Genomic DNA, 23790 nt, shown 5'->3' with positions numbered 1-23790 from the left:
TAAGCATAATAACTAAACATAAATTAACAGAAAATGAGTTGAAAACTAATGAAAAAAAATGTCTTGATATATCAGCAAATCTTATATAGTTTCTTGATCATACTTATAGTAGGTGCCTCGATCTTTTCTTTTCCGTCTACTAATGTATTTTCGGCTATTGGAGATAAACCTACTATATCAATAGGATCCCCTACCTCTAATGTATTACTTAACACAACAGAGGTAGTCATTTCTGGAACATATACGGATGACAATGTTCAAAAGGAAGGGCTTCTTTTTACAGCATACGACAAAGAAGTCAAAATCTCAGACTCTACGACAAATGTAACGGAATGGAACATAGACGAAAATGGTACAGATAAAACGTGGACGTTTTCAACCACCTTATCAGAAGGAATCCATGACCTATCCATTGAAATTAAAGAAATTCCACCAGCTGATGAGACAATGTCAGCTAAGCAAAGTGTTACGATTATTATAAACAAAACAAGACCATTTATAACAGAAACTGGGATACTCCTTCCTGATAACACCATACTTGTAGGAGAAGATTTTACAAGAGTGCCACTAGAAGCAAAGATTAAAATTACTGTCGCTGATGATGAGCCAATGATTCAACTTGTAAATAAAATTGAAGCAACCACTAATCCTTATAACCCTATTAATGTGATGGTAGGAGCTAAGCAGATAAGTGGGACTGCAGAAATTAACGACCTTGGAAACCAAGCTGGACTGTATAAGTATGAAATTCTTTTTACACCTGACAGTAATTCGCTAGATTGGAAATTAAACACAACATACGTAGTTTACATCGATTCATTACTTGTGGACGATGCAAATAACCTTTTGTATGCAAAAAGCTATAAATTTACAACTCGAAGTGATATGAAGGATAATGATAATCCCCACGGTCATTATATAGCGAAAACAAATATGTGTGCTGCCTGTCATAGTTCACATGGAGGTTCTTCAAATTCTTTAGTAGGAGTTTATTATCAGGATAGATTTAAGGAGGAACTACAAGCTGATCCTTCTTCAAATTATTGCATGGCTTGCCATGATGGTACAATGAATGCACCGATCATTGATCAAATAGACAAAAAGTATAATCATAATAATCCTGTTGAATACTCTGAATCAGAAGTAAATGAATTAAAAAACGCTGATTCATGTACATCATGTCACAATCCCCATTCAGGTTGGTCAAAAGAAAATCAAAATCTACTAAAAGACCATTATGTTTATAAGCATAAGGAAGCACATCCAGAAAAAGGACTGGAAACTCTAACTGTAGATAGTTTAGAAACATCCTGTATAACATGCCATGAGGATGACGCAATTTATGACCGAAGTAAGTACCCTGATGTTGTTCATGAGGTTTTTTCATATAATAAGTCCATAACAACAGAAGGTGCAATATCGACTAAAATTAACGATCCAAACTTTCAAACGATAAATGATTATTCCCTTTGTCTACGGTGTCATAACACAGATAAAAATAAAAATATAGAAAAATATTACTTACAAACAAACTCTGGACATTATTTTACAATTCCAGAGGGCAAACAAACAAATGTTGACGGAAGTAAATTAAATGGTCCTATCCCTTGTGCAGAGTGTCATGATACACATGGGTCTAACAATATTAAATTGCTGAGAGAACAATTCGGTAATATAAAAACTGAAGATACCTTTAATAAATCTGAAGGTGACTGGATACCATCAGAAGAGCGCGATTTTTGTCTGAAGTGTCATAATAAATCAATTGAAATTTATGGAAGAGCAGCGGAATATAAAGAAATAAATGGTGATGGGGACATAATTGGTCACCGATCAATAGAAGATAAAGATGTAAGGTGTTCTACTTGTCATGGTGGAGAATCGAAGACATTTATCGAAGCTGCTCATTCACCTGGGAAATTACCAAAATAATTCTGAAGATAGTTGTGAATGCTCAATAATTTTAAATCCAGATAAAACGAGAGGATTCGTCTTCTCGTTTTTTGTTTAGAAATCTTTCAATAATGTTAATAAGTACTGTTAATATGTTGATATGTGGATAAATTTTATGATTATTTTTAATATTATGTAGATATCTTGACTTATCCACATATTTATCTAGATTGATTTTTCAACTTGTCTGTGGATTCGAAGTGTTATCCACAGTGGAAAAATATCTATTCCAAATAATATGGTGATAATCTAGTTTATCAAAAATAATCATGCGCAATGGACCTTGAAGTAGTCACTATGAAATCATTTTTGAAATTTCCCCTCTTATCAGGCTATAATGAATAAGGAACAAACGAACGGCTGCAACATAAGCTAGAAACTGACCGTAATTTTTATAGAGGTGAAGAAAATGGAATTAGCAGAAATTCGAAATGAACTTGAAAAAACAGCTAAGAAATTAGCGGACTTTAGGGGGTCTCTTTGACCTTGAAAATAAGGAAGCACGCATAGCTGAGCTAGATGATCAAATGCTTCATCCTGATTTTTGGAATGATCAGCAGGCGGCCCAAACCGTCATTAGTGAAGCAAATGCGTTAAAGGATCAGGTAAATGAGTTTCGTGACTTGTACGAGACATTTGAGAATCTTGAAGTAAGCTACGAGCTTGTAAAGGAAGAAAGTGACGAGGAATTACAGGCTGAGCTTGAAGAAGAGTTGACAGGACTGACCTCGAGATTAAATGAATTTGAGCTTCAGCTGCTTTTGAGTGAAGAATATGATAAACATAATGCGATTTTAGAGCTGCACCCAGGTGCTGGCGGAACCGAGTCACAGGATTGGGGCTCAATGCTACTACGTATGTATACACGCTGGGCTGAGAAAAAGGGTTTTAAGGTAGAAACACTTGATTATCTTCCTGGTGATGAAGCGGGGATTAAAAGTGTGACCCTGGCGATAAGAGGTCATAACGCTTACGGTTATTTAAAGGCGGAAAAAGGTGTACATCGATTGGTGAGGATTTCCCCGTTTGATGCCTCAGGTCGTCGTCATACTTCCTTTGTATCGTGTGAAGTCATGCCTGAATTTAATGATGAAATTGAAATCGAAATCCGTACCGAGGATCTAAAAATAGATACGTATCGTGCCAGCGGTGCCGGTGGACAGCATATCAATACCACCGATTCAGCCGTAAGGATTACCCACATGCCAACTGGGGTTGTTGTTACGTGTCAGAATGAGCGGTCACAAATTAAAAACCGTGAGGCAGCCATGAAAATGCTTAAAGCTAAGCTGTATCAACGCGAAATTGAACAGCAGGAAAAAGAACTGCTGGAAATTCGCGGTGAACAAAAGGAAATCGGCTGGGGAAGCCAAATTCGTTCCTATGTATTCCACCCTTATTCAATGGTGAAGGATCATCGGACGAGTGCAGAAAGTGGAAACGTTCAGGCCGTTATGGACGGAGAAATAGATCAATTTATCGACGCTTACCTGCGTTCAAGAATTTCATAATAAAAAAGAAATGACGAGTGCGAATTTGCTCTCGTCATTTCTTTTATTTTTGCTAATTTGTCTTTAAAAAATAAACTCCTATAATTAACCTATAAAATGGAAAGAAAGGGGTATTAATTTGACTATTCTAACCGTGAAAGATTTAAATTTCTTGGATATTTGGACTAAAGTATTAGAAAACATAAGAGAAAGCATATCAATGCAGTTAGTGGTCTCAAGAATATGACGAGTTTTTTTTATTTTATTGTAAATACTATTAAAAATTTAGCCCTTTAATGCTTTATCTCAATGCCATTTACAGCAAATTATTGCCATGCTATACTCACCTCGGTTAAGGTGAAAAATTATAGTAAAATGGCAATATAGAGGGGAATCGCACTATGAATAAAAGAAGAAATAATCGGTCTGCACCTGAATTTGAAAGTGCATTAGAATACATAAACGTTTTAGTCGGATCAGCTATTATCGCGATGGCCTTTAATGTATTTCTCCTCCCGAATCAAATTGCTTCGGGAGGCGTCAGCGGTATTAGTACCATATTATTAAGCGTGTTCGGATGGGAGCCGGCATATGTACAATGGGCTTTTAACATACCATTGTTCATTGCAGGAGTTATTTTTTTAGGAAAACAATTTGGAGTTAAAACACTTGTCGGAACAATATTTTTACCCTTTGTTGTTTTTTTAACAAAGAACATTGACCCCTGGACAAATGATGCCTTGCTTGGAGCGTTGTTCGGCGGAATAGCAGTAGGACTCGGATTAGGAATCGTATTCAGAGGAAATGGTTCAACGGGCGGTACGGATTTGGCAGCACAAATTATTACAAAGTACACAGGGCTAACCCTCGGCACAAGCGTTGTCCTAATTGATGGACTCATCGTCATTTCTGCAGCTCTTGTCTTCGATATTGAACGAGGATTATACGCATTGATTGCCTTATATGTAACAAGTAAAACGATCGATCTAGTTCAGGTTGGTTTTGGCAGGTCAAAAACAGCAATGATTATTACGAGTAAGCAAGAGGAAGTACGTGCGGGAATACTGAATAAAATTGACCGAGGTGTAACTAAACTATCTGCATATGGTGGATTTACGGATAATGAGCGCCCTGTCCTAATGTGTGTGGTAGATCAGAGGGAGTTCACAAAATTGAAACAATTGGTTAAATCCCTTGACCCAACTGCATTTGTCGTAGTTATGGACGCTTCTGAAGTGTTGGGAGAAGGTTTCAAAAGGGTGTAATATTGCTATACTATTCCTTGTATGGAAATTTTTTCTGAAGGGGGAGTAGCAATGAAGAAAAAGCTACTAAAAATGTTATTGGGAACTGCTCTTGTTATGGGACTTGCTGCCTGCGGCGGCGGCGATGACGAGGGTGGAGGTGACACAGCAGCAGCTGGGGATGCTGAAAAGATTTACTCACAAAAGTGCTCAAGCTGTCACGGCGGTGACTTAAAGGGTGGTATGGGACCTGACCTAACAGCAGTTGGAGCAAACAAATCAAAAGATGAAATTGCCGGCATCATCAAGGATGGTACAGATGGCGGAATGCCAGCGGGTCTTATCGAAGGCGATGACCTTGACAAGGTTGCAGATTGGCTTTCAACTAAAAAGTAATTTATGTAAACGTTCTGTGATTTGTGCAGAACGTTTTTTATTTTTGTGAATCTATGCTACTTTATTAAGATATTGTTAAATTTTGTCGAAAAATATAGGATGTAAATAACAATTTATGTAGGTTTTGAAAAGAAACTGTAATATTTTTATCGCTTTTTTTACCTCAGTTGAGTGTTATAATGAATTTATGCGAAATCCTGCCGTTTTTTGTCTAGGATTTTGTTTTTGTGCAAGAAAATAAAAGGTTGTTGTCGAATCTTATTGATCGAAACTAACTTATAAAGGTGATCTAAAATGATAGAATTACAAGATGTGTTTAAAAAGTACCCGAACGGGGTTACAGCGATAAATGGAATAGATGTACGGATTAACCAAGGTGAATTTGTCTATGTAGTTGGTCCAAGTGGTGCTGGGAAATCAACGTTCATTAAAATGATGTATCGTGAGGAAGTCCCAACCTCAGGTACGATTACAATGAATGGCGTTAACCTAGCTAAACTAAAAAATACGAAGGTACCTATTTTCCGACGGAACCTTGGTGTAGTCTTTCAAGACTTTAAGCTATTACCAATGAAAACTGTTTATGAGAATGTAGCCTTTGCGCTTGAAGTTATTGAAGCGCAGCCGAAGTTTATCAAGAAGCGTGTAATGGAAGTACTTGACCTCGTTAACCTTAAGCATAAAGCAAAAATGCTTCCAACAGAGTTATCCGGAGGGGAGCAGCAGCGTGTTTCGATTGCCCGTTCGATTGTTAACTCACCAAAGGTTGTTATAGCAGACGAGCCTACAGGTAACCTGGATCCAGAAACTTCATGGGAAATTATGAATATCTTTGAAGAGATTAATAACAGGGGTACTACCATTGTAATGGCAACCCATAATAGGGAAATCGTCAACACCATTAAACATCGTGTAATTGCGATTGAGTCTGGTAAAATAGCACGTGATGAACAAAGAGGTGATTACGGTTATGAAAATTAGAACTCTTGGCCGTCATGCGCGCGAAAGCTTTAAGAGTATTGGCAGAAATGGCTGGATGACGTTTGCTTCTGTAAGTGCTGTAACGGTAACGCTCATCTTAGTTGGTGTCTTTTTCGTTATTATGATGAATCTCAATAAAGTAGCTCAAACCATAGAAGAGGACGTACAAATTCGCGTTCACATCGATGTTGCTGCGAATGAAGAGGATCAGCAAAAGTTAAAAGGTGAGATTGAAAAGATATCAGAAGTACAAAGTGTGAAATTTTCATCCAAGGAGCAAGAGCTTGAAGAATTAATTAAAAGCATGGGTGAGGATGGACAAGCATTTAAACTTTTTGAACAAGACAATCCACTAAACGATGTATTTATCGTAAAAACGAAAAATCCGCAGGATACAATGAAAGCAGCGAAGGATATTGGTAAGCTAGAATATGTCACAAAGGCTGTGTACGGTAAGGGTACAGTTGAAAAATTATTTAACTTTATAGAAGCAAGCCGTAACGTAGGGATTGTATTAATCGCGGGATTATTCTTTACTGCGATCTTCCTAATTTCTAATACGATTAAAATTACGATTATTGCAAGGCGAAGAGAAATTAAGATTATGAGGCTAGTAGGAGCAACGAATAACTTTATTAGGTGGCCTTTCTTTTTAGAAGGATTATGGCTTGGCATCCTTGGTGCCATACTGCCGATTATCTTAATAGCAATTGCTTACTATAACGCTTATGATTATCTAGCACCCAAGTTAGTGGGGAACTTCATTCAGATTCTTCCATACGATCCGTTTATTTATCAGGTTTCTGGATTGCTAATTTTAATGGGAGCATTAATCGGCGTTTGGGGAAGTGTAATGTCCGTAAGAAAGTTCTTGAAGGTTTAATTTTTTCAGGAAGGGCAGTAAAAATGTCCTTCCTGATTATTGTTGTTGGGCAGATAAAGATTTCCGTACATAAATAGAAAAGGGAAGGAGCAATCGGGCTTTGAACAAAACAATAGTAACATTAGCGGTTGCTGCAACAGTTGGAATAAGCAGTATTTTTGGGGGAATTGTTGAAGCAGCTTCCATTTCAAGTTTAAAGGGTCAGCAAAATCAAATTGAAAAAGAAAAGTCTGAAATATCATCTACTATAAATGACGCAGATCAGAAGATTAATAGTTTAAAAGAACAACAGTCTGATGTGAAGGAACACATGAAACGCCTTGACATTGCGATTGATGATACTCATAAAAAAATAAGTGAAAAAACAGCAAAACTGGAAGAAACAAAAGCAGAAATTGCTAGACTCCAGGAAGAAATAAAAGTTACCAAAGAGCGAATTGAAAAGAGAAATGAGCTTTTGAAGGACCGTGCCCGAAATTATCAAGAAACAGGTGGAATGGTCAGCTATATTGATGTATTAATGGGTTCAAAAAACTTTAGTGATTTTATTGACCGTGCAAGTGCTGTGGCAACGATCATGCAAGCAGACCAAGATATTTTACAGCAGCACGAGGCTGATAAAAAGAGTCTGGAGGAAAATCAAGCCAAAGTTGAACAGGAGCTTGCAAGCGTACAAACGATGCTTGCTGACTTAGAAAAAATGAATCAGCAATTGAATGCGCAGAGAGTTGAAAAAGATCAGTTATTAGCTTCTCTAGAACAGCAGGAAGAAGAGATTCATGAGCATAAAATGGAGCTGCAGGAAGAAGCGCAATTACTTGCTGCCCAATCTGCAGCTCTCCAAAAAGCAATTGCACTTGAACAAGAACGTCAAGCAGCAGAAGCAGCTGCAGCCGCTGCAGCCGCTGCTGCCAATAACAATAACAATAACAATGGATCCAGTAGTGGCGGAGGCGGTAATGGCGGAGGTGGAAGTACCCCAACTGCACCTGTCACAGGTGGCGCATTCACATTGCCAGCGAATGGAAGAATTTCATCAGGTTTTGCAGGTCGAGAAGATGGTATGCATTTTGGGGTTGATATCGCTAATGCTGCTCCAGGTGTTCCGATTTGGGCCGCTGCTGATGGAGTCGTGATTCAATCCTACTATTCTAGCAGCTATGGCAACGTCGTATTTATTGCTCATTCTATAAATGGGCAGACATATACTACGGTTTCTGCTCATATGGAAACGCGATTTGTCAGCTCCGGAGCAGTTGTAAAAAAAGGCCAGCAAATTGGAATTATGGGCAATACGGGTCAGTCTTATGGTAAACATTTGCATTTCGAACTTCATAGAGGCGAATGGAATTCAAGCAAAAGTAACGCAATCAATCCAGTTGGAATTGTACCAATGCCATAAATACAGAAAAGGGAGAAGCCATGCTTCTTCCTTTTTTTGATAAAAATCGGTAAATGAGCACCTCCACATTTCAGGCATAACTCGTCCATTCCTTACATAATAGTTAATAATCGAGCGGGAAAGTGGCACTTTTTTCTATAATTAAGGACAGTCAATTGATGCTGCACATGAGGGGGAACAGGATGAAAAGTAAATGGATTGCCCTAATGGTGGTTGGTTCGCTTCTTACTGGAGCGGGGGGCACATATGCAGGACTGCAATGGTATGGACAAACAGATGGAAACACAGCCCTTGAACAAACATTAACGAAAAAGGAAACAGTCGTTACAGATCAACCAGATACGGAGGATCTTGCAAAAGTTAATCAGGCCTATGAACTAATCCTGAGCCGATATGTTGAAAAGGTAGATAGAGAGACTCTAGTAGAGGGTGCTATTCAAGGAATGCTTACGGTGTTAGATGATCCCTATTCTGTTTATATGAATAAGGAAACGGCTCAGCAATTCAGTCAGGCTTTAGAATCATCATTTGAAGGTATTGGGGCAGAAGTTGGTATGGTTGATGGGAAAATTGTTATTATTTCTCCATTTAAAAATTCCCCAGCTGAAAAAGCAGGGTTAAAGCCGAATGATGAGATTTTAAAAGTAGATGGAACAAGTGTTGAGGGACTTGACCTCAATAAAGCGACCCTAAAAATACGTGGGAAAAAGGGAACAAAAGTAACGTTGGAAATCGAACGAAAGGGCTTAAAGGAACCTCTCTCCATTGAAGTTACTCGTGATGAAATTCCACTTGAGACCATTCATGCTTCTGTGAAAAAACAAGATGGAAAAGGGATTGGTTATATTGAAATTACATCTTTTTCTCAAGAAACCGCTGCTGATTTTAAAAAAGAGCTTAGTTCTTTAGAGAAGAAAGATATTGAGGGCTTAATCATAGATGTCCGTGGTAACCCTGGTGGATTGCTCGTAAGTGTTGAGGATATCTTAAAAGAATTTGTTACGAAAGAAAAACCATTTATTCAAATTGAGCAACGAAATGGGAAAAAGGAACAGCACTTCTCCAATCTTACCGAGAAAAAGGAATACCCAGTAGCTGTCTTAATTAACAAAGGCAGTGCATCAGCTTCAGAGATTTTAGCAGGAGCCTTAAAAGAAGCTGCTGATTATCAGTTGGTCGGAGAAACGACTTTTGGTAAGGGAACGGTACAACAGGCAGTCCCTATGGGAGATGGCAGCAATATTAAGCTAACACTATTTAAATGGTTGACACCAGATGGAAACTGGATTCACAAAAAAGGTATTAAACCCGATGTAGAAGTTAATCAGCCTGCCATCTTTGATACACATCCGCTTCAAGTTGAGGAACCTCTTAAAGAGGATATGAACAATGAGCAGGTTAAAAATGCACAGGAAATATTAGCCGGGTTAGGATTTGCTCCTGGTCGAACAGATGGTTATTTTAGTACAGAAACAAGCACCGCTGTTAAAGCCTTCCAAAAGAGCAACAACCTAGAACCAAGTGGAAAAATTGACACAAAAACCGCTGCAAAGCTAGAAGAAGAAGCCATAAAAGAAATGAAAAAGGAGAAAAACGACATCCAGCTGCAAACTGCTTTGAGGCTAATTACAAAATAAACAAAAACAGAGGCTTTTGCCTCTGTTTTTGTTTGCGACAAATTTATTAGAATTTAGTTGAATATGTCGAGAATTTCCATGGAAATATTGTTGATGTCGAAAGAATTAACACGTTTCAATGTAGGATCTTATAAACGAACATCATTTTCTCCTTATAATTCGACATTTTTTTATTTTTTCAAGAAACTAGCAATAGGTTTTATTCTTCCAGTTTGGTAAAATAATCAATAGAGTTAGAATAGTAGAATTTATGATAGAGGCAGGTGGCAGGAATTGGTGCAATTATGGCTTTTTGAGCTGTTAAAAGGAACAGGAAGACTCTTTCTTCATCCTGTATTTTACTATCTCATTTTCCTTTCTGGGATTCTTGGAGTTTCAAGAGTAAAACGGGAGCGGAAAAATTTCCATACAAGGACATTTGATGCTTTTTTTGAACTACGACAGTCGGTTCCATTAGGATTGATTTTGGGTCTAGTGCTATCCATTGTCACGGTTACGGCTGGTCTAGCCGTTCCATTTGCAGCCATCCTTCTAATCGTTGTCTTTACGTTATTATGGAGTTTAACAACAAATATTCGGTTAATGTCGCCAGTCTACACGGTGGGTGCAGCATTTTTTGGAATTATATTAATCGCTGAATATGACTGGAACATTCCGCTTTATAAAGAAGCATTTCACGCTATTGATGAAAAAGTCTATCCTTCTGTGGTAATCCTATTGGCACTCTTATTAATTTCGGAAGGAATTCTTATTAGTAAAAATGCAAGTAAAGGTTCCTCTCCCAAGCTGGTAAAAAGCAGGCGAGGGCAAAGTGTTGGTGTTCATGAATTGAAACGACTCTGGATGCTTCCCATATTTCTGCTAATCCCTGGGGATGTTCTGACCTTGCCATTCGAGTGGTGGCCTGTCTTTCACGTGGGAGCAGAATCCTACTCTCTCATTCTTGTTCCATTTGCAGTCGGTTTTAACCAGCAAATCCAAGGCATGCTGCCAAAACAATCCATTCAGCTGCAAGGTCGTAGAGTACTAACACTTGGAATCTTGACACTGATTTTGTCTGTATTCGGTTATTGGTATCCGCTTATCTCTATTGGAGCTGCAGCCTTGGCCATTATCGGTCGTGAAATCATTTCCTTAATGCAACGGTTGAAGGATGATAGTTTACCGTTTTACTTCTCCAAGAAAAATAACGGCATAATGATTATAGGGATTATACCAGAATCACCTGCAGATAAAATGGGACTTCAGGTAGGAGAATTAATTTCAAAAGTAAATGGTGTTACTATTCGCGATGAACAAGTTTTTTATGAAGCGTTACAAAAAAATCGAGCCCATTGTAAGCTCGAGGTATTTGATATTAATGGTGAGATCCGTTTCGTTCAACGAGCCTTGTATGAAGGCGATCATTACGAGTTAGGTATTCTTTTTGTACAGGACCAGAAAAAATATGATGAAAGAATAGGATAATGTAATTTTTCATTATTCTCAGGAATACAATCATAATTTAACGAAATCAAAAATCATAAATCAGTGAATTAATTCAAAAATTGACGGAATGGTTTATTAATTTACTTGAATAAACTATTATGTGATGCGGGAGACTCACTTGTCTCTCGTTTTTTAAAACGTATCGCAAAAGTTTGAGTAGATATCATTTGCTTTAATAACAATGCAAATTGTCATTACCTTGTAGGGCATGAGTTCGGTTGTACCGGACTCATGCCTTTTAATTTTGCCTTGATTAGCTTGTAATAATAGTATTTTATATATTTCTCTAGTTCTAGTTAAAGTGCTCTACGCTTTTGAATTCCTTTAGATATAGGAGATCCGACTTCATGATGCCAAAGAAAATCTTAAAGAAAAAAATGAATTAATGGAAAAACTGGAAAAGTAAATTGCCGTTTCACAGTGGATTCAAATCTTAATCAGCATTTAAGAGAGAAGAATGTTATTAAAATTTTTGAAGTGGAATATGCATTGCTGGAAGTTAGCAAAGAAATAGCACGAAAAACAAAAATCCAACCAGTGTGTCGATTGACAATAAAAAGTTTCTGGCTGAATTCATGCATTTTTTTTTGGATAATACATAAATTTTTTATGTAGAGTAATAAAGAAATTGAATCGGTAACAGGTTTCACTTGGAAACGAGTGAAACTTTCATTGTGTAAAGAAGAATTTTAAAGGGGATGAAATCATTGCATATGATTGGGAAGGGAATACCCCGTAAAGAGTCCCTTGATAAAGTAACGGGCTACGCTAAATATACAGCCGATTATGAAACACCTGATATGCTTCATGCAGGATTAGTAATAAGCCCCCATGCGCACGCTATCATCAAACAAATTGATATTTCGGGAGCAGTAAAAATGCCTGGTGTTAGGGCAGTGGTCAAGGGAGAAAACCTGCCTCTTACAGGAGAAGAGCTTAGTGATCGTCCGCCCATCGCATATGACCGAGTACGATTTCATGGTGAGGTCATTGCCATCGTGGTAGCAGACACACCGTATTTGGCAGAGAGGGGGGCAGCAATGGTCAAGGTACAATATGAATTACTTCCTGTCGTGAATTCCCCCTCTGAAGCCTTGAGGCAAGATGCACCACTACTCCACCCTAATTTAGGAGAATATAAGAAAATCCAAATGGTTTACCCGGTGCCAGGCACCAACATTGCCACTCTGACGAAAATTAGAAAAGGAAATATGAAAAAGGGGTGGGATGAAAGTAAAGTTGTGGTGGAAGAAAAGTTTGCCTTCAGGCCTTCTGATCATGCAGCGATGGAAACACGATGTTCCTTTGCACAAATACATCCCAACGGAACTATTGAGATTACGTCTTCCTCACAAGCTCCCTTTTTGATTAAGAGATTAATAGGCCAATATTTTAATATTCCACCTGGGTATATCAGAGTAAATACCCCTCTCGTCGGCGGGGCTTATGGTGGCAAGAGTTCCACCCAGCTTGAAATATTAGCCTACCTTGCTTCAAAAGCGGTTGGCGGGAGATTAGTCAAAATTCTTAATACTCGTGAGCAAGATATGCTGACATCTCCGGGACATATCGGCCTCGAGGCAATTGTTAAAATCGGAAGTACAAACGACGGTAATCTAAAAGTAGCGGAGTTACTTTATTTTTGGGATGGCGGAGCCTATTCCGATAAATCCATCGACTTAAGTCGTGCAGGTGCGGTCGACTGTACCGGTCCCTATAACATTGAGAATATCTGGTGTGATTCGTTATGTATGTATACGAATCATCCATATGCTGCCCCTTTTAGGGGATTTGCTCATTCGGAAGTGTTGTTCGCATTTGAGCGAACCATGGATGTCTTAGCGAAAAAACTTAATATGGACCCGCTGGAGTTACGTTATAAAAATGCTATCTTGCCAGGTCATACAAATCCAACTCAAGTCCGTCTAACTTCTAGTACAGTAGGAAATCTCCCAAAATGTATCAAAAAATTAAAAGAAATCTTCAATTGGGAAGAGGGACAGTTGATAGAACTTGATGATGAGAGAGTTAGAGCAAAAGGGATCAGCTGTATCTGGAAGAACTCAACAATTGACCCAGATGCTAGTTCTGGAGTTATTTTATCCTATAATACGGATGGGAGTATTAATCTTATTTCGGGAGTTATCGAGATTGGGACAGGTACTAAAACCGTTCTTGCTCAAATCTTAGCCGAAAAATTAAAAATGGATATAAACGATATTCATGTACAAATGGAGGTTGATACTCTTAATACTCCGGAACATTGGAAAACGGTCGCAAGCAGAGGAACCTTTATGGCTGGAAGAGCGGTATTAGCTGCTGCAGAAGATGTGATTCATCAGTTAAAGAGTCTCGCCTCCTTTATATTGAGGACCCGTGTAGATGATCTTGAGGTTGGCTATGGAAAAGTTTATGTAAAGAGTGATTCAAAAAAATATATTCCGATTAAAGACATAGCCTATGGGTATTCGTTTCCAAATGGAAATGCCATTGGCGGACAAATCATTGGCAGGGGACATTACATGTTTAGCGGAATCACTTATTTGGACAAAGAAACAGGAGCGGGAAATCCAGGACCTGAATGGGCAGTCGGCGCCCAAGGGGTTGAAGTTGAACTCAATAGAAGGGATTACACTTATCGAATAGTTAGAGCAGTTTCGGTTATTGATGCTGGTAAGGTACTTAATGAAAAAATGGCGGTTGGCCAGGTTATGGGCGCGATGAGTATGGGGTTATCCTTTGCCGGAAGGGAAACCTTTCGTTTTGATTCCAAGGGGATAGTGCTAAATCCGCAGTTACGTACGTATCGGCCGATTCGATTTGGAGAGCATCCTATATATGAAGTCGCTTTTGTTGAAACTCCGGTGAAGGATGCTCCATATGGTGCAAGAGGATTGGGCGAGCAGGGGCTCCTAGGAATGCCTGCAGCCCTTGGAAATAGTCTCTCCGCAGCCCTTACTGTAAACATTAACTATTTACCACTAATTCCCGAACTTTTATGGAAAGTAAAAGAGGGAGGGTGATAGCATGCTAGCAGCAAATATCGAGTACTATAAACCAGCCACCATTCAGGCAGCATTAGAACAATTCTATTTATTAAAAAATAAAAGAAAACGGCCCATTTATTATGGAGGCGGAACAGAGGTTTTAACACTAGGAAGGCTAAATCTTATCGAAACAGATGCGGTAATTGATCTTAAAGGAATTCGAGAGTGCCAATCCTTTGAGTTTGATCAAGAGTATTTAATCACTGGTGCTGCATTGCCACTCACCTATATTGAAGAGAAGAACTTATTTCCTTTGTTAACCAGTTCCTCGATGGGTATTGCCGATCATACCGCAAGAAACAAAATTACCATAGGGGGAAATATTTGTGGTCAAATTTTTTACCGGGAAGCGGTTTTGCCATTTCTAATATGTGAGAGTAAGGCCGTAATTGCGGGAGAAAATGGTATACAAATTTTTGCCCTGAATGAAATTTTCAACGAAACATTACAGTTAGAGGAAGGACAATTTCTACTTCAACTGCTTACGGAAAAAAGATATATCCATCTTCCATTTGTGAGCATAAAAAAACGTCAGCAATGGGATACGGGCTATCCATTACTAACGGTTGCTGCGGTTAAAGTGGAAGATCAAATACGCTTTGCCTTTAGTGGCTTATGTCCGTTTCCATTTCGTTCTAGAAAAATGGAAGACGAATTAAACAATCTCCAATTGCCGTTAAAAGAACGAATCAGCCGTGCTCTATTACAAGTACCCTCACCTATATTAGATGATATCGAAGGCTCAAAGGATTATCGATTATTTGTTCTGCGGAACACATTGAACGAAATTATTTTGGATTTGGAGGGAAAGTAGTGGCTCAATCTCTAGTAAAAAAAATAGGTGTATCACTAGAAATCAATGGAGAGCAGCGCCAGGTTGAAATTCGACCTGCAGACACCCTCCTCTATGTTTTAAGGAATTACCTCGGCCTAACTGGGGCAAAACCAGGCTGTTTAAATGGAGACTGTGGAGCCTGTTCTGTCATCGTCAATGAAAAGGTTTATAAGTCTTGTATCATGCTCGCGGTTGAGGCTGTCGAATCAAAAGTCACATCGATTGAGGGCTTGTCAGATAGCCCTATTCAAAAAGCATTTGTTGAACATTTTGCCTTTCAATGCGGCTATTGTACACCAGGGTTTATCATGAATACACATGCTATGTTGCTGCATGAGCCCCATCCAACCTATGAAACGATTAAGGAATGGCTCTCCTCCAATATTTGTAGGTGCACTAGTTATCAGGAAATCGAAGATGCTGTGTTTTCTGTTATTGGAAGAGATAAATAAAAAAATCTTTTTGAAGTGATGCTCATAAATTAAACGATCTGTTGAGCGTCACTTTCTTTTCGCTCGGTAAAAAAGAAAATAAATATCATAATAGAGAGGGCAATAACAAAAACTTGATTATCCGTTGGCCTAATCGTTGGTAAATCTGTAAGGGGCATATTCCATCGTCACTCCTTTAAAAATTTCTAAAAAAACTTGGATCCATTTCAAAGTGCCTCGAAACGATTTTACGAAAAAAATGATAATTTTTCTTAAGAAACGGAAGAGTTGGCAGATAGTTTGGTGCACCAAAAATGGATCCACTCACATCGATAGAAAACCTGCTTGGTCCGACGACAACACTGACCAGTCGAATCTCATCAATAATTAGTAGCACAGCAATGATAACATCAAGTACATCAATCAGGGCAGTGGTAACCTTATTTCCAAATTTCCCTTCTGTGCGGGTTCTGCCGAATAAGGGACCGCTAAGGGAAAGACTAAATTCCCCAGGCGTTACAAATATCCCAACAATGGTAATTTGACCTGTTAATAGTAATGCAGCTGTAGCAAGGTTTAAATCTCGTTGAAGAGCAGCAATGACAATTAGATCTTCTTGAATATTTGTGCCATTTGGCATTCGATTACACCCCACCCTCACGCCCATTTTATTCAATAAGTGGGCACATGTGATTAAAAATCACCTTCTTATATGGTTTTTGCACAAGAATACATATACTTTAGCGATTATACTGCTCTAGAAAAACTGAGGACGGATGAAATGAGTGCAGAATTACAAACTTTAGAAGCTCAAAACCATTTGACAGTAGTAGATCCTACTTTGAACGAAAACTCCTTCATCCGAAAAGAAGGAGTTTTTTATGTTTCATTAATAGTTATAAAAAAATTAAAATATAACGGATAAATTTGGGAAGGATAATGATGGTAATGATGAGTCGAGGAGTGATTGTTATTTATAAAAAACAGGAACAAAAATTAGTCTTGCTTAGTTTTATTATAGCTTTCATATTAGGGTTATCCTTTATTGGACGGGTATTTTCAGGATAAGAAAAAGGTGGTCGGGAAATGGGAAATGAAGAAGCGGTCTTTTTTAGCCGCATCCTAACAGAATTAACACTATCCTTTCATATCATTTACGCCACTATTGGCGTTGGTATTCCGCTGATGATTATGATTGCACAATGGGTGGGAATAAAGAAGCAGGACGAACATTACATATTATTAGCAAGAAGATGGACACGTGGGTTTGTAATTACCGTGGCTGTTGGGGTGGTGACAGGCACCGCAATTGGTTTACAGCTATCGCTGTTATGGCCAAACTTTATGGTGTTAGCGGGAAATGTCATTGCCTTGCCACTCTTTATGGAGACGTTTGCGTTTTTCTTTGAAGCGATCTTTTTGGGCATCTATCTTTATACATGGGACCGCTTTGAGAATCAACGAAAACATCTGCTGCTACTGATTCCGGTTGCGGTCGGAGCCTCTTTTTCAGCCGTTTTTATTACAATAGTCAATGCATTTATGAATGCACCACAAGGCTTTGATCTTGCAGGCGGGCAGCTGGTAAATGTGAGTCCGATTGTGGCGATGTTTAACCCTGCGATGCCGACAAAGGTTGCCCATGTACTGGTTACCGCCTATATGACCTCTGCATTTGTGTTAGCAGCTGTCGGCGCTTTTAGAATACTTAAGGGCTCTAACCATCCCTATCATAAAAAAGCATTATTTTTAACCATGAAAATTGGTCTCATTTTTTCAATTACCAGCGCTGTTATCGGCGATTTCTCCGGTAAATATTTAGCAAAATATCAGCCTGAAAAATTAGCAGCAGCGGAATGGCATTTTGAAACGGAAGAAGGAGCGCCGCTGATTTTATATGGAGTCCTTGAGAATGGGGAAGTAAAATATGCTTTAAAAATTCCATTCGCACTAAGTATTTTAGCTCATAGTGCCCCTAATGCAGAAGTAATTGGACTTGACCAATTTCCTGGGGATGAAGTTCCGCCCCTCTATATTCATTACCTATTTGATGTAATGGTCACGATTGGTATGTGGATGACCTTATTGTCGTTGGTATATCTCGTTGGTACCTGGAAAAAATGGCGTTTCACCGCATCGAGATGGTTCCATTGGCTGATTGTATTAGGGGGACCACTTTCAGTTCTTGCAATCGAAGCCGGCTGGTGGCTCGATGAAGTGGGGCGGCAGCCATGGATATTGCGAGGGATTATGCGTACAAAAGAAGCGGCAACAACGAGTGGACAGGTGGATTTAATGCTGCTGTTGTTTGCTGGATTGTACCTTATCCTGGGAATTGGAAGTATTGTCGTGCTGATGAGAATGTTCCGAAAAAATACAGTGGAGCAAGAGTTATCAGACCGAGCTGCTGAAAGGAGTGGGGAGGTACTATGAATCTTGAAATTATTGGGATTACGGTTCTTGGGATGTTTCTCTTTGGTTACATTATCATCGCTTCCATAGATTTTGGTGCTGGATTTTTTAACGCCTACAGTACTGTAAGGGGCAAGCAGCATATTTTGACGAAGATTATTCAGCGGTATTTATCACCTGTATGGGAAGTCACGAATGTTTTCCTTGTATTTTTCTTCGTAGGGATGGTTGGATTCTTTCCAAAAACAGCGTACTACTACGGAACTGTCTTACTTGTGCCAGCAAGCATTGCGATTATTCTGCTTGCAATTCGAGGATCCTATTATGCGTTTACAACCTATGGGGGACTTAAACATAAAAGGTATGTCGTCCTCTATGGGTTATCCGGACTGTTGATTCCTGCTTCCTTATCCATTGTATTGACCATATCAGAAGGTGGGTTTGTCACGATAGAGGATTCGGGACCAGTGCTGGATTATTGGGTCTTATTTACAAGCCCATTATCATGGAGCATTGTCGTGCTCAGTCTAACGGCTGTGTTATACATTTCGGCAGTCTTCTTAACCTGGTATGCTCATCAAGCAAAAGATGAGGCTGCAACAAATCTTATGCGAAAATACGCACTTATTTGGGCAGCACCAGCAATTATTGCGGCTGCAGGAATTATTGTTGAATTGAGAATCCATAATCCTGAACATTATCAGCGGTTAATAGACTTATGGTGGTTGTTTGCGCTTTCCGTAGCTTTCTTTATTGGAACTGTTTATTTCGTTTGGAAGCGGCATTCCTATTGGTTAGCATTTTGGCTCTTAATCGGCCAATTTTCACTCGCTTTTTTAGCGTATGGAATCTCGCATTACCCATATTTACTTTATCCATATCTTAGTATTTATGATAGCTTTACCAACGAAACGATGGCAACCGCTTTAATTATTGCCTTTATTGCAGGGCTCGGTTTACTCCTGCCATCCTTGTATCTGCTGCTAAAGCTATTTTTGTTTAACAAAGAATATGTACAGGGTAAACGAAATGATCATGTATAAGGAGAAATGAAGATGTTAGAAGCTTTTTTTATTTTCTACGCACCATTTCTGTTCGTCATTGTATCCATTACCGCTTCTTTCTTATTGGCCACAAAAGGGGAAATTTCATGAATTGAATAGGGCCCGAGGAAATCCAGTTTGGCGCCACAAGGATGGAAGCATTGCCGAATGGTAGGAAGATGATATTCTGCAATTAGAAAAGAAACCAGCTTGATTTATTTCAAGCTGGTTTTGCTATTTTATTTTAATGGCAGGTAGCCATATTGAAACAAAAAAATGTTTCACATTCAAACAGCTGTTTGAATATGCTATAATCAAACTAACATTTGAATGTATGAGGTGATGGAATGAAGGAACATGATGTTTGCGAAGTTACCTGTATAGATAGCGACAAAACTAAACGTGTTCAGCCGTTAGTTGAAAAAAGTAATATCGTTGAGGTTACAAAACTTTTTAAAGCTTTATCTGATGAAACGCGAATGAAAATTGCCTATGCTCTCACGCTTGTTGAGGAGCTTTGCGTCTGTGATGTGGCCAATATTGTCGGAGCTACAACGGCAACAGCTTCCCATCATTTACGCCACTTAAAAAGCCAGGGACTTGCAAAATACCGTAAAGAAGGAAAGCTAGTCTATTATTCTCTCGATGATGATCATGTGAAACAACTCATTCACATTGCCTTCGAGCACCAACAAGAGGTTGCAGGTCGAAGGTAAACGTTTGAAAAACGTATCGTAAAAAGGAAATAAGAAAAAACTAAGAGACAGCTCTAGTTGGGAGAGGGATATTTATGGGACACCATCATCACCACCATGGACACTCACATGGTCATGGGCATGGACACGGTCATTCACATACAAGTAATAAAAAAGCACTACTAAGTTCATTTATTTTGATTGCCGCATTTATGGTGGTTGAAGTAATTGGCGGTATATTAACAAACAGTTTAGCTCTATTGTCTGACGCCGGACATATGCTTAGTGACGCTGCTGCACTTGGACTTAGTTTTTTCGCCATTAAACTAGGGGAAAAACAGGTATCACATGAAAAAACGTATGGATACAAGCGCTTTGAAATTATTGCTGCGGCATTAAATGGGATTACACTAATTATCATTTCTTTATATATCTTTTATGAAGCATTTCAGCGTTTCTTCGCTCCACCTGAGGTTCAAAGTACAGGAATGCTAATGATTTCAATTACAGGATTAGTGGTGAACATTATCGCTGCTTGGATTTTAATGAGCGGTGACAAGGATGACAACCTCAATGTCCGAAGTGCATTTTTACACGTTCTAGGTGATATGCTGGGGTCCGTCGGAGCCATTGTAGCCGCCCTGCTGATTATGTTCTTCGGCTGGACGATTGCAGACCCGATTGCCAGTGTCATTGTTGCTGTTTTAATTATTATTAGTGGTTTCCGAGTCACTAAAGATTCCTTCCATATCCTGATGGAGGGTGCTCCTACACAAATTGATATCCAGCATGTTAAAGAGGCGCTCAGTAAAATCCCATTAGTAAAGGAAGTACATGATTTACACATTTGGACAATAACTTCTGGATATCCAGTATTGAGCTGCCATATTACCATTTTAGATGATGCCGTCCATGACGATATTCTGGCTAGTTCACAAAAAATTCTACATGATGAATTTCATATCGAGCACAGTACGATACAAGTCGAAAAGGCTGAAATTGGTTGCCCTAGTCCGCATGGTACATGTAACTAAAATCATTTCATAATAATTCCACTTATAACATTAACATTTAGTTGAAAGTGAGCTTAAACACCTATACAATTTATAGGTGCTTTTTTTATATTATTTTTAAATAGACTAAACATAGGGAGGTCTTGCTATGAAGAGCGAACAATTCTTGCAAATGAACACGATCTTTATAAGTATTTTAATAGAGGCCTTGCCTTTTATCTTGTTAGGGGTATTAATTTCGGGGATTATCCAGATTTTTGTGACGGAAGAAATGATGGCTCGGATTATTCCTAAAAACAAAATACTTGCTGTTTTATCTGCTGCTTTTATAGGTGCTATTTTTCCTGCTTGTGAGTGTGGAATTGTCCCAATTACAAGGCGATTGATGGCAAAAGGTGTTCCACTTTATGCAGCAATTCCCTTTATGCTTACAGGTCCAGTGATAAATCCTATCGTGTTGTTTTCCACCTATATTGCATTTGGGAACAATTGGGAAATGGTGTTCTATCGTGGAGGGATTGCCTTACTTGTTGCTCTTATTGTTGGTGGCTTACTAGCCATTCAATTTAAGGATTCTCAGTTAAAGAATGATGTAGCTGACCATGTTCATCGGAAATCATTTAAAGGAAAATTTATTGGGATGCTTAAGCATTCAATTGATGAGTTATTTTCAGTAGGAAAATTCTTAATTCTTGGTGCGTTTGTTGCGGCATTCATTCAAACCACGGTAAAAACTGCTACCTTGCTGGACATTGGCCAAGGTCCGTTAACTTCCAACCTGGTTATGATGGGTCTCGCTTATGTTCTTTCGTTATGCTCAGAGGCGGATGCATTTGTAGCAGCATCATTTAGAAGTACATTTTCAACAGGTTCCCTTGTTGCCTTTCTTGTCTTTGGTCCGATGCTGGATATTAAGAATACGTTAATGCTTTTAGGAACATTTAAAGCGAAATTTGTTCTGTATTTAATGGGATATATAACTATCTTGGTCGCAATAATTACATTATTTGTTAAGTAGGGAGGTAATGCTGATATGTTAAGAACACTCATATTAATTGGATTAACGTATTTATTTATGCATTTACATGCCTCAGGTGATATCTCCAAGTATATCAATATGAAATATTCATATCTCTCTTATTCTGCCATTTATATTCTAGCCATTTTTACTTTTATTAGTATTTATTTTTATATAAAAGAAGATCAACACGATCATGATCAATGTGGAGATGATTGTGGACATTCACATGAAGAAAATACTTGGTGGAAAAAAGCAATAACCTATGGAGTATTTATTATTCCGATTTTGACAGGTCTGTTTCTGCCTGTCGCAACGCTTGATTCGAATATTGTTGAGAAAAAAGGCTTTTATTTTCCTGTTTATGAAGACAGCGATTCAACTAGTCAGCAGCAATTTTTACAACCTGATACAAGTCTTTATTATGGACAAGATGACTACGATGATTTAATGGCTAAATCGTTAAAGAAATTATTGAAAAAAGATACGCTTGAACTTAATGAAAGCAACTATTTAACCGATTTAGAATCCATCTATACTTATCCTGGACAATTTATTGGCAAAGAAGTTAAAATAACAGGATTCTCCTATAGCACAGATGAATTAGCTGCGAACCAAAAATTTCTATTTAGATTTGGAATTATTCACTGTGTTGCAGATTCGGGCGTGTTTGGAATGTTAGTGGAGCTTCCGAAGGATGTTAACCCTAAAAATGATGAGTGGCTAACGGTAAGTGGAAAACTCGAAACCATCTACTATCAGCCCTTTAAGAAAACAATCCCTTATCTAAAAGTGACATCATGGGAGACTATTCCTACACCAGAAGATCCTTATGTATATCGTCAGTATTAACAGCCTTAGTTCAATAAGAACTAAGGCTGTTTTTTCTAAAGCACTTTCACACTAATTGGATAAAGGTAAGGTTCTTTAGGTTCACCGATTACTTTCCACTTGGTGATTTTTATGATCGGAAACTTTGTCCCATTATAGTTTGTGGTATCCAAAACGCCTTTCGCTTCAATCCAAGTATTTACTTCTAGTGACGAGGCTTCTGGTAACTCTGATATAAATCCAATAATGCCAGCATCTGCTACACAATGTGTTATCAAAAATCTTGCTAGCACAAGCTGGTTTTGTTCAAGCCCATCTTCTTTATAAACAAATCCTTTTAAATTAATTTCTCTACCCTTAAATTTATCGAGGTCCATATGCATTTCTTCATAATAGGTAGAAAAAACATTATCGTTCATCTCAATAGTTGAACTTTGTTCTAATTGCTGTATTAATTGTTCGTATTCTTCGTTTGTATAAACGTTGTCTTCGATACGAGAAAGGTCAACAAGCTCCTCATTAATAACAGGATCTTCCTGTTGATTATTGTTAGCTGCAGCCTTTTCCTCTTGTTTATTCTCTGACTTCTGATTTGATAATACAGCTAAACCACCTTTTTTATCTGCAATTGATGCGTCGAGAACCTTAGGTGGAAGCAGAAAGCCCGTGATCAACGGAAAAACAATCACAAGATAAGCGATTAATTTTTTTGTATTAAAAGGAGAATCTCCATGGTCGTGACTACAGTTATGGTCGTGTGCATCTTGATGACAGTGGTGATGATGGCTGTTGTCCTTAATGGTCCATATTCTTGTCGTTTGGATAATAAACAAAATTAGAAATAATACAGAAGCGGACTGGCTTAAACCCTCATATTTTGGATTAATAAATTTTGTCATTTCTCCAGTAAAATGAAGCTTGAAAAGCATGACTGAAAAAGCTAGTAAAATAAAAGCTCTGACTGCCTGCTGAAAATGGAATCGCACGACTT

At 38.4% G+C, this 23790-nt stretch carries 22 protein-coding genes and 1 pseudogene; 20 read left to right on the top strand and 3 right to left on the bottom strand.

The features are described 5' to 3' along the window. Positions 1–48: 48 nt before the first annotated feature. The 9 genes from TR08_RS10915 (at position 49) to TR08_RS10875 (ending at position 11453) form a co-directional block, all read left to right on the top strand. Entirely contained in the window at positions 49–1932 is a 1884-nt protein-coding gene (locus tag TR08_RS10915; protein WP_045518206.1) for a cytochrome c3 family protein, read from the top strand. Between the two features lie 430 nt (positions 1933–2362). Then, a protein-coding gene (gene prfB / locus TR08_RS10910) for a peptide chain release factor 2 (protein WP_152597390.1) occupies positions 2363–3464 on the top strand; the annotation gives its coding sequence in 2 pieces (ribosomal slippage) (positions 2363–2434 and positions 2436–3464; 1101 coding nt in all). A gap of 380 nt (positions 3465–3844) precedes the next feature. Then, complete coding sequence (locus tag TR08_RS10905; RefSeq protein WP_045518203.1) at positions 3845–4708, top strand: YitT family protein; 864 nt, start codon at positions 3845–3847, stop codon at positions 4706–4708. A gap of 51 nt (positions 4709–4759) precedes the next feature. Further along, positions 4760–5083, top strand: a complete 324-nt coding sequence (gene cccB, locus TR08_RS10900; protein ID WP_045518201.1) for a cytochrome c551 — start codon at positions 4760–4762, stop codon at positions 5081–5083. A 294-nt stretch (positions 5084–5377) separates the two neighbouring features. Further along, complete coding sequence (ftsE, locus tag TR08_RS10895) at positions 5378–6064, top strand: cell division ATP-binding protein FtsE (protein ID WP_045518199.1); 687 nt, start codon at positions 5378–5380, stop codon at positions 6062–6064. Beyond that, on the top strand, positions 6054–6947 hold the full coding sequence (gene ftsX, locus TR08_RS10890) for a permease-like cell division protein FtsX (protein WP_045518197.1): 894 nt from the start codon (positions 6054–6056) through the stop codon (positions 6945–6947). The genes ftsE and ftsX overlap by 11 nt, the downstream gene beginning before the upstream one ends. A 100-nt stretch (positions 6948–7047) precedes the next feature. Beyond that, positions 7048–8349, top strand: a complete 1302-nt coding sequence (locus TR08_RS10885; protein ID WP_045518195.1) for a murein hydrolase activator EnvC family protein — start codon at positions 7048–7050, stop codon at positions 8347–8349. A gap of 182 nt (positions 8350–8531) precedes the next feature. After that, positions 8532–9986: a S41 family peptidase gene (locus TR08_RS10880; protein ID WP_045518193.1), complete on the top strand. Its 1455-nt coding sequence runs from the start codon at positions 8532–8534 to the stop codon at positions 9984–9986. A gap of 273 nt (positions 9987–10259) precedes the next feature. Then, complete coding sequence (locus TR08_RS10875) at positions 10260–11453, top strand: PDZ domain-containing protein (RefSeq protein ID WP_045518191.1); 1194 nt, start codon at positions 10260–10262, stop codon at positions 11451–11453. 215 nt (positions 11454–11668) lie between these two features. Here the strand turns inward: TR08_RS10875 and TR08_RS31900 are convergent. Beyond that, positions 11669–11835, bottom strand: a pseudogene (locus TR08_RS31900) (IS3 family transposase); the annotation flags it as partial. 337 nt (positions 11836–12172) lie between these two features. Between TR08_RS31900 and TR08_RS10870 the strand changes: the two are divergent. Genes TR08_RS10870 through TR08_RS10860 form a run of 3 tightly spaced genes read left to right on the top strand, consistent with a single transcriptional unit; the run spans position 12173 to position 15808 of the window. Then, positions 12173–14497, top strand: coding sequence for a xanthine dehydrogenase family protein molybdopterin-binding subunit (locus tag TR08_RS10870; RefSeq protein WP_081954438.1), 2325 nt, complete (start codon positions 12173–12175; stop codon positions 14495–14497). Positions 14498–14501: 4 nt separating this feature from the next. Next, positions 14502–15335, top strand: a complete 834-nt coding sequence (locus tag TR08_RS10865; RefSeq protein ID WP_045518189.1) for an FAD binding domain-containing protein — start codon at positions 14502–14504, stop codon at positions 15333–15335. Then, entirely contained in the window at positions 15335–15808 is a 474-nt protein-coding gene (locus TR08_RS10860; protein WP_045518187.1) for a (2Fe-2S)-binding protein, read from the top strand. Before TR08_RS10865 ends, TR08_RS10860 begins: the two co-directional genes overlap by 1 nt. Positions 15809–15983: 175 nt before the next feature. On the opposite strand, the gene TR08_RS10855 is transcribed toward TR08_RS10860, so the two are convergent. After that, entirely contained in the window at positions 15984–16427 is a 444-nt protein-coding gene (locus TR08_RS10855; protein ID WP_045518185.1) for a hypothetical protein, read from the bottom strand. 141 nt (positions 16428–16568) lie between these two features. On the opposite strand from TR08_RS10855, the gene TR08_RS32480 reads away from it, so the two are divergent. The 8 genes from TR08_RS32480 (at position 16569) to TR08_RS10820 (ending at position 22820) form a co-directional block, all read left to right on the top strand. Beyond that, positions 16569–16712 carry a hypothetical protein gene (locus tag TR08_RS32480; protein ID WP_193747715.1) on the top strand — a complete coding sequence of 48 codons (144 nt, stop codon included), beginning with the start codon at positions 16569–16571 and terminating at the stop codon, positions 16710–16712. Between the two features lie 161 nt (positions 16713–16873). After that, positions 16874–18220 (top strand): cytochrome ubiquinol oxidase subunit I, encoded by a 1347-nt coding sequence (locus TR08_RS10845; RefSeq protein ID WP_045518183.1) that lies wholly within the window; start codon positions 16874–16876, stop codon positions 18218–18220. Beyond that, entirely contained in the window at positions 18217–19242 is a 1026-nt protein-coding gene (locus TR08_RS10840; protein ID WP_045518181.1) for a cytochrome d ubiquinol oxidase subunit II, read from the top strand. Before TR08_RS10845 ends, TR08_RS10840 begins: the two co-directional genes overlap by 4 nt. A gap of 12 nt (positions 19243–19254) precedes the next feature. After that, positions 19255–19353 (top strand): cytochrome bd oxidase small subunit CydS, encoded by a 99-nt coding sequence (cydS, locus tag TR08_RS34165; RefSeq protein ID WP_441911875.1) that lies wholly within the window; start codon positions 19255–19257, stop codon positions 19351–19353. A gap of 236 nt (positions 19354–19589) precedes the next feature. Continuing rightward, positions 19590–19958: an ArsR/SmtB family transcription factor gene (locus TR08_RS10835; protein ID WP_045518180.1), complete on the top strand. Its 369-nt coding sequence runs from the start codon at positions 19590–19592 to the stop codon at positions 19956–19958. Positions 19959–20032: 74 nt separating this feature from the next. Next, positions 20033–20971: a cation diffusion facilitator family transporter gene (locus tag TR08_RS10830; RefSeq protein WP_045518178.1), complete on the top strand. Its 939-nt coding sequence runs from the start codon at positions 20033–20035 to the stop codon at positions 20969–20971. 127 nt (positions 20972–21098) lie between these two features. Beyond that, positions 21099–21968, top strand: a complete 870-nt coding sequence (locus tag TR08_RS10825) for a permease (RefSeq protein WP_045518176.1) — start codon at positions 21099–21101, stop codon at positions 21966–21968. 15 nt (positions 21969–21983) lie between these two features. Next, on the top strand, positions 21984–22820 hold the full coding sequence (locus TR08_RS10820) for a TIGR03943 family putative permease subunit (protein ID WP_045518173.1): 837 nt from the start codon (positions 21984–21986) through the stop codon (positions 22818–22820). A gap of 35 nt (positions 22821–22855) precedes the next feature. Here TR08_RS10820 and TR08_RS10815 read toward each other — a convergent pair whose 3' ends face one another. Further along, positions 22856–23785: a TIGR03943 family putative permease subunit gene (locus TR08_RS10815; protein WP_045518171.1), complete on the bottom strand. Its 930-nt coding sequence runs from the start codon at positions 23783–23785 to the stop codon at positions 22856–22858. Positions 23786–23790 lie beyond the last annotated feature (5 nt).

This window comes from Neobacillus niacini (assembly GCF_000759675.1).
Taxonomy (GTDB): domain Bacteria; phylum Bacillota; class Bacilli; order Bacillales; family Cytobacillaceae; genus Neobacillus; species Neobacillus niacini_A.
The sequence above is the reverse complement of the archived record's forward strand: the minus strand, read 5'-3'. Positions and strand labels throughout refer to the sequence as shown.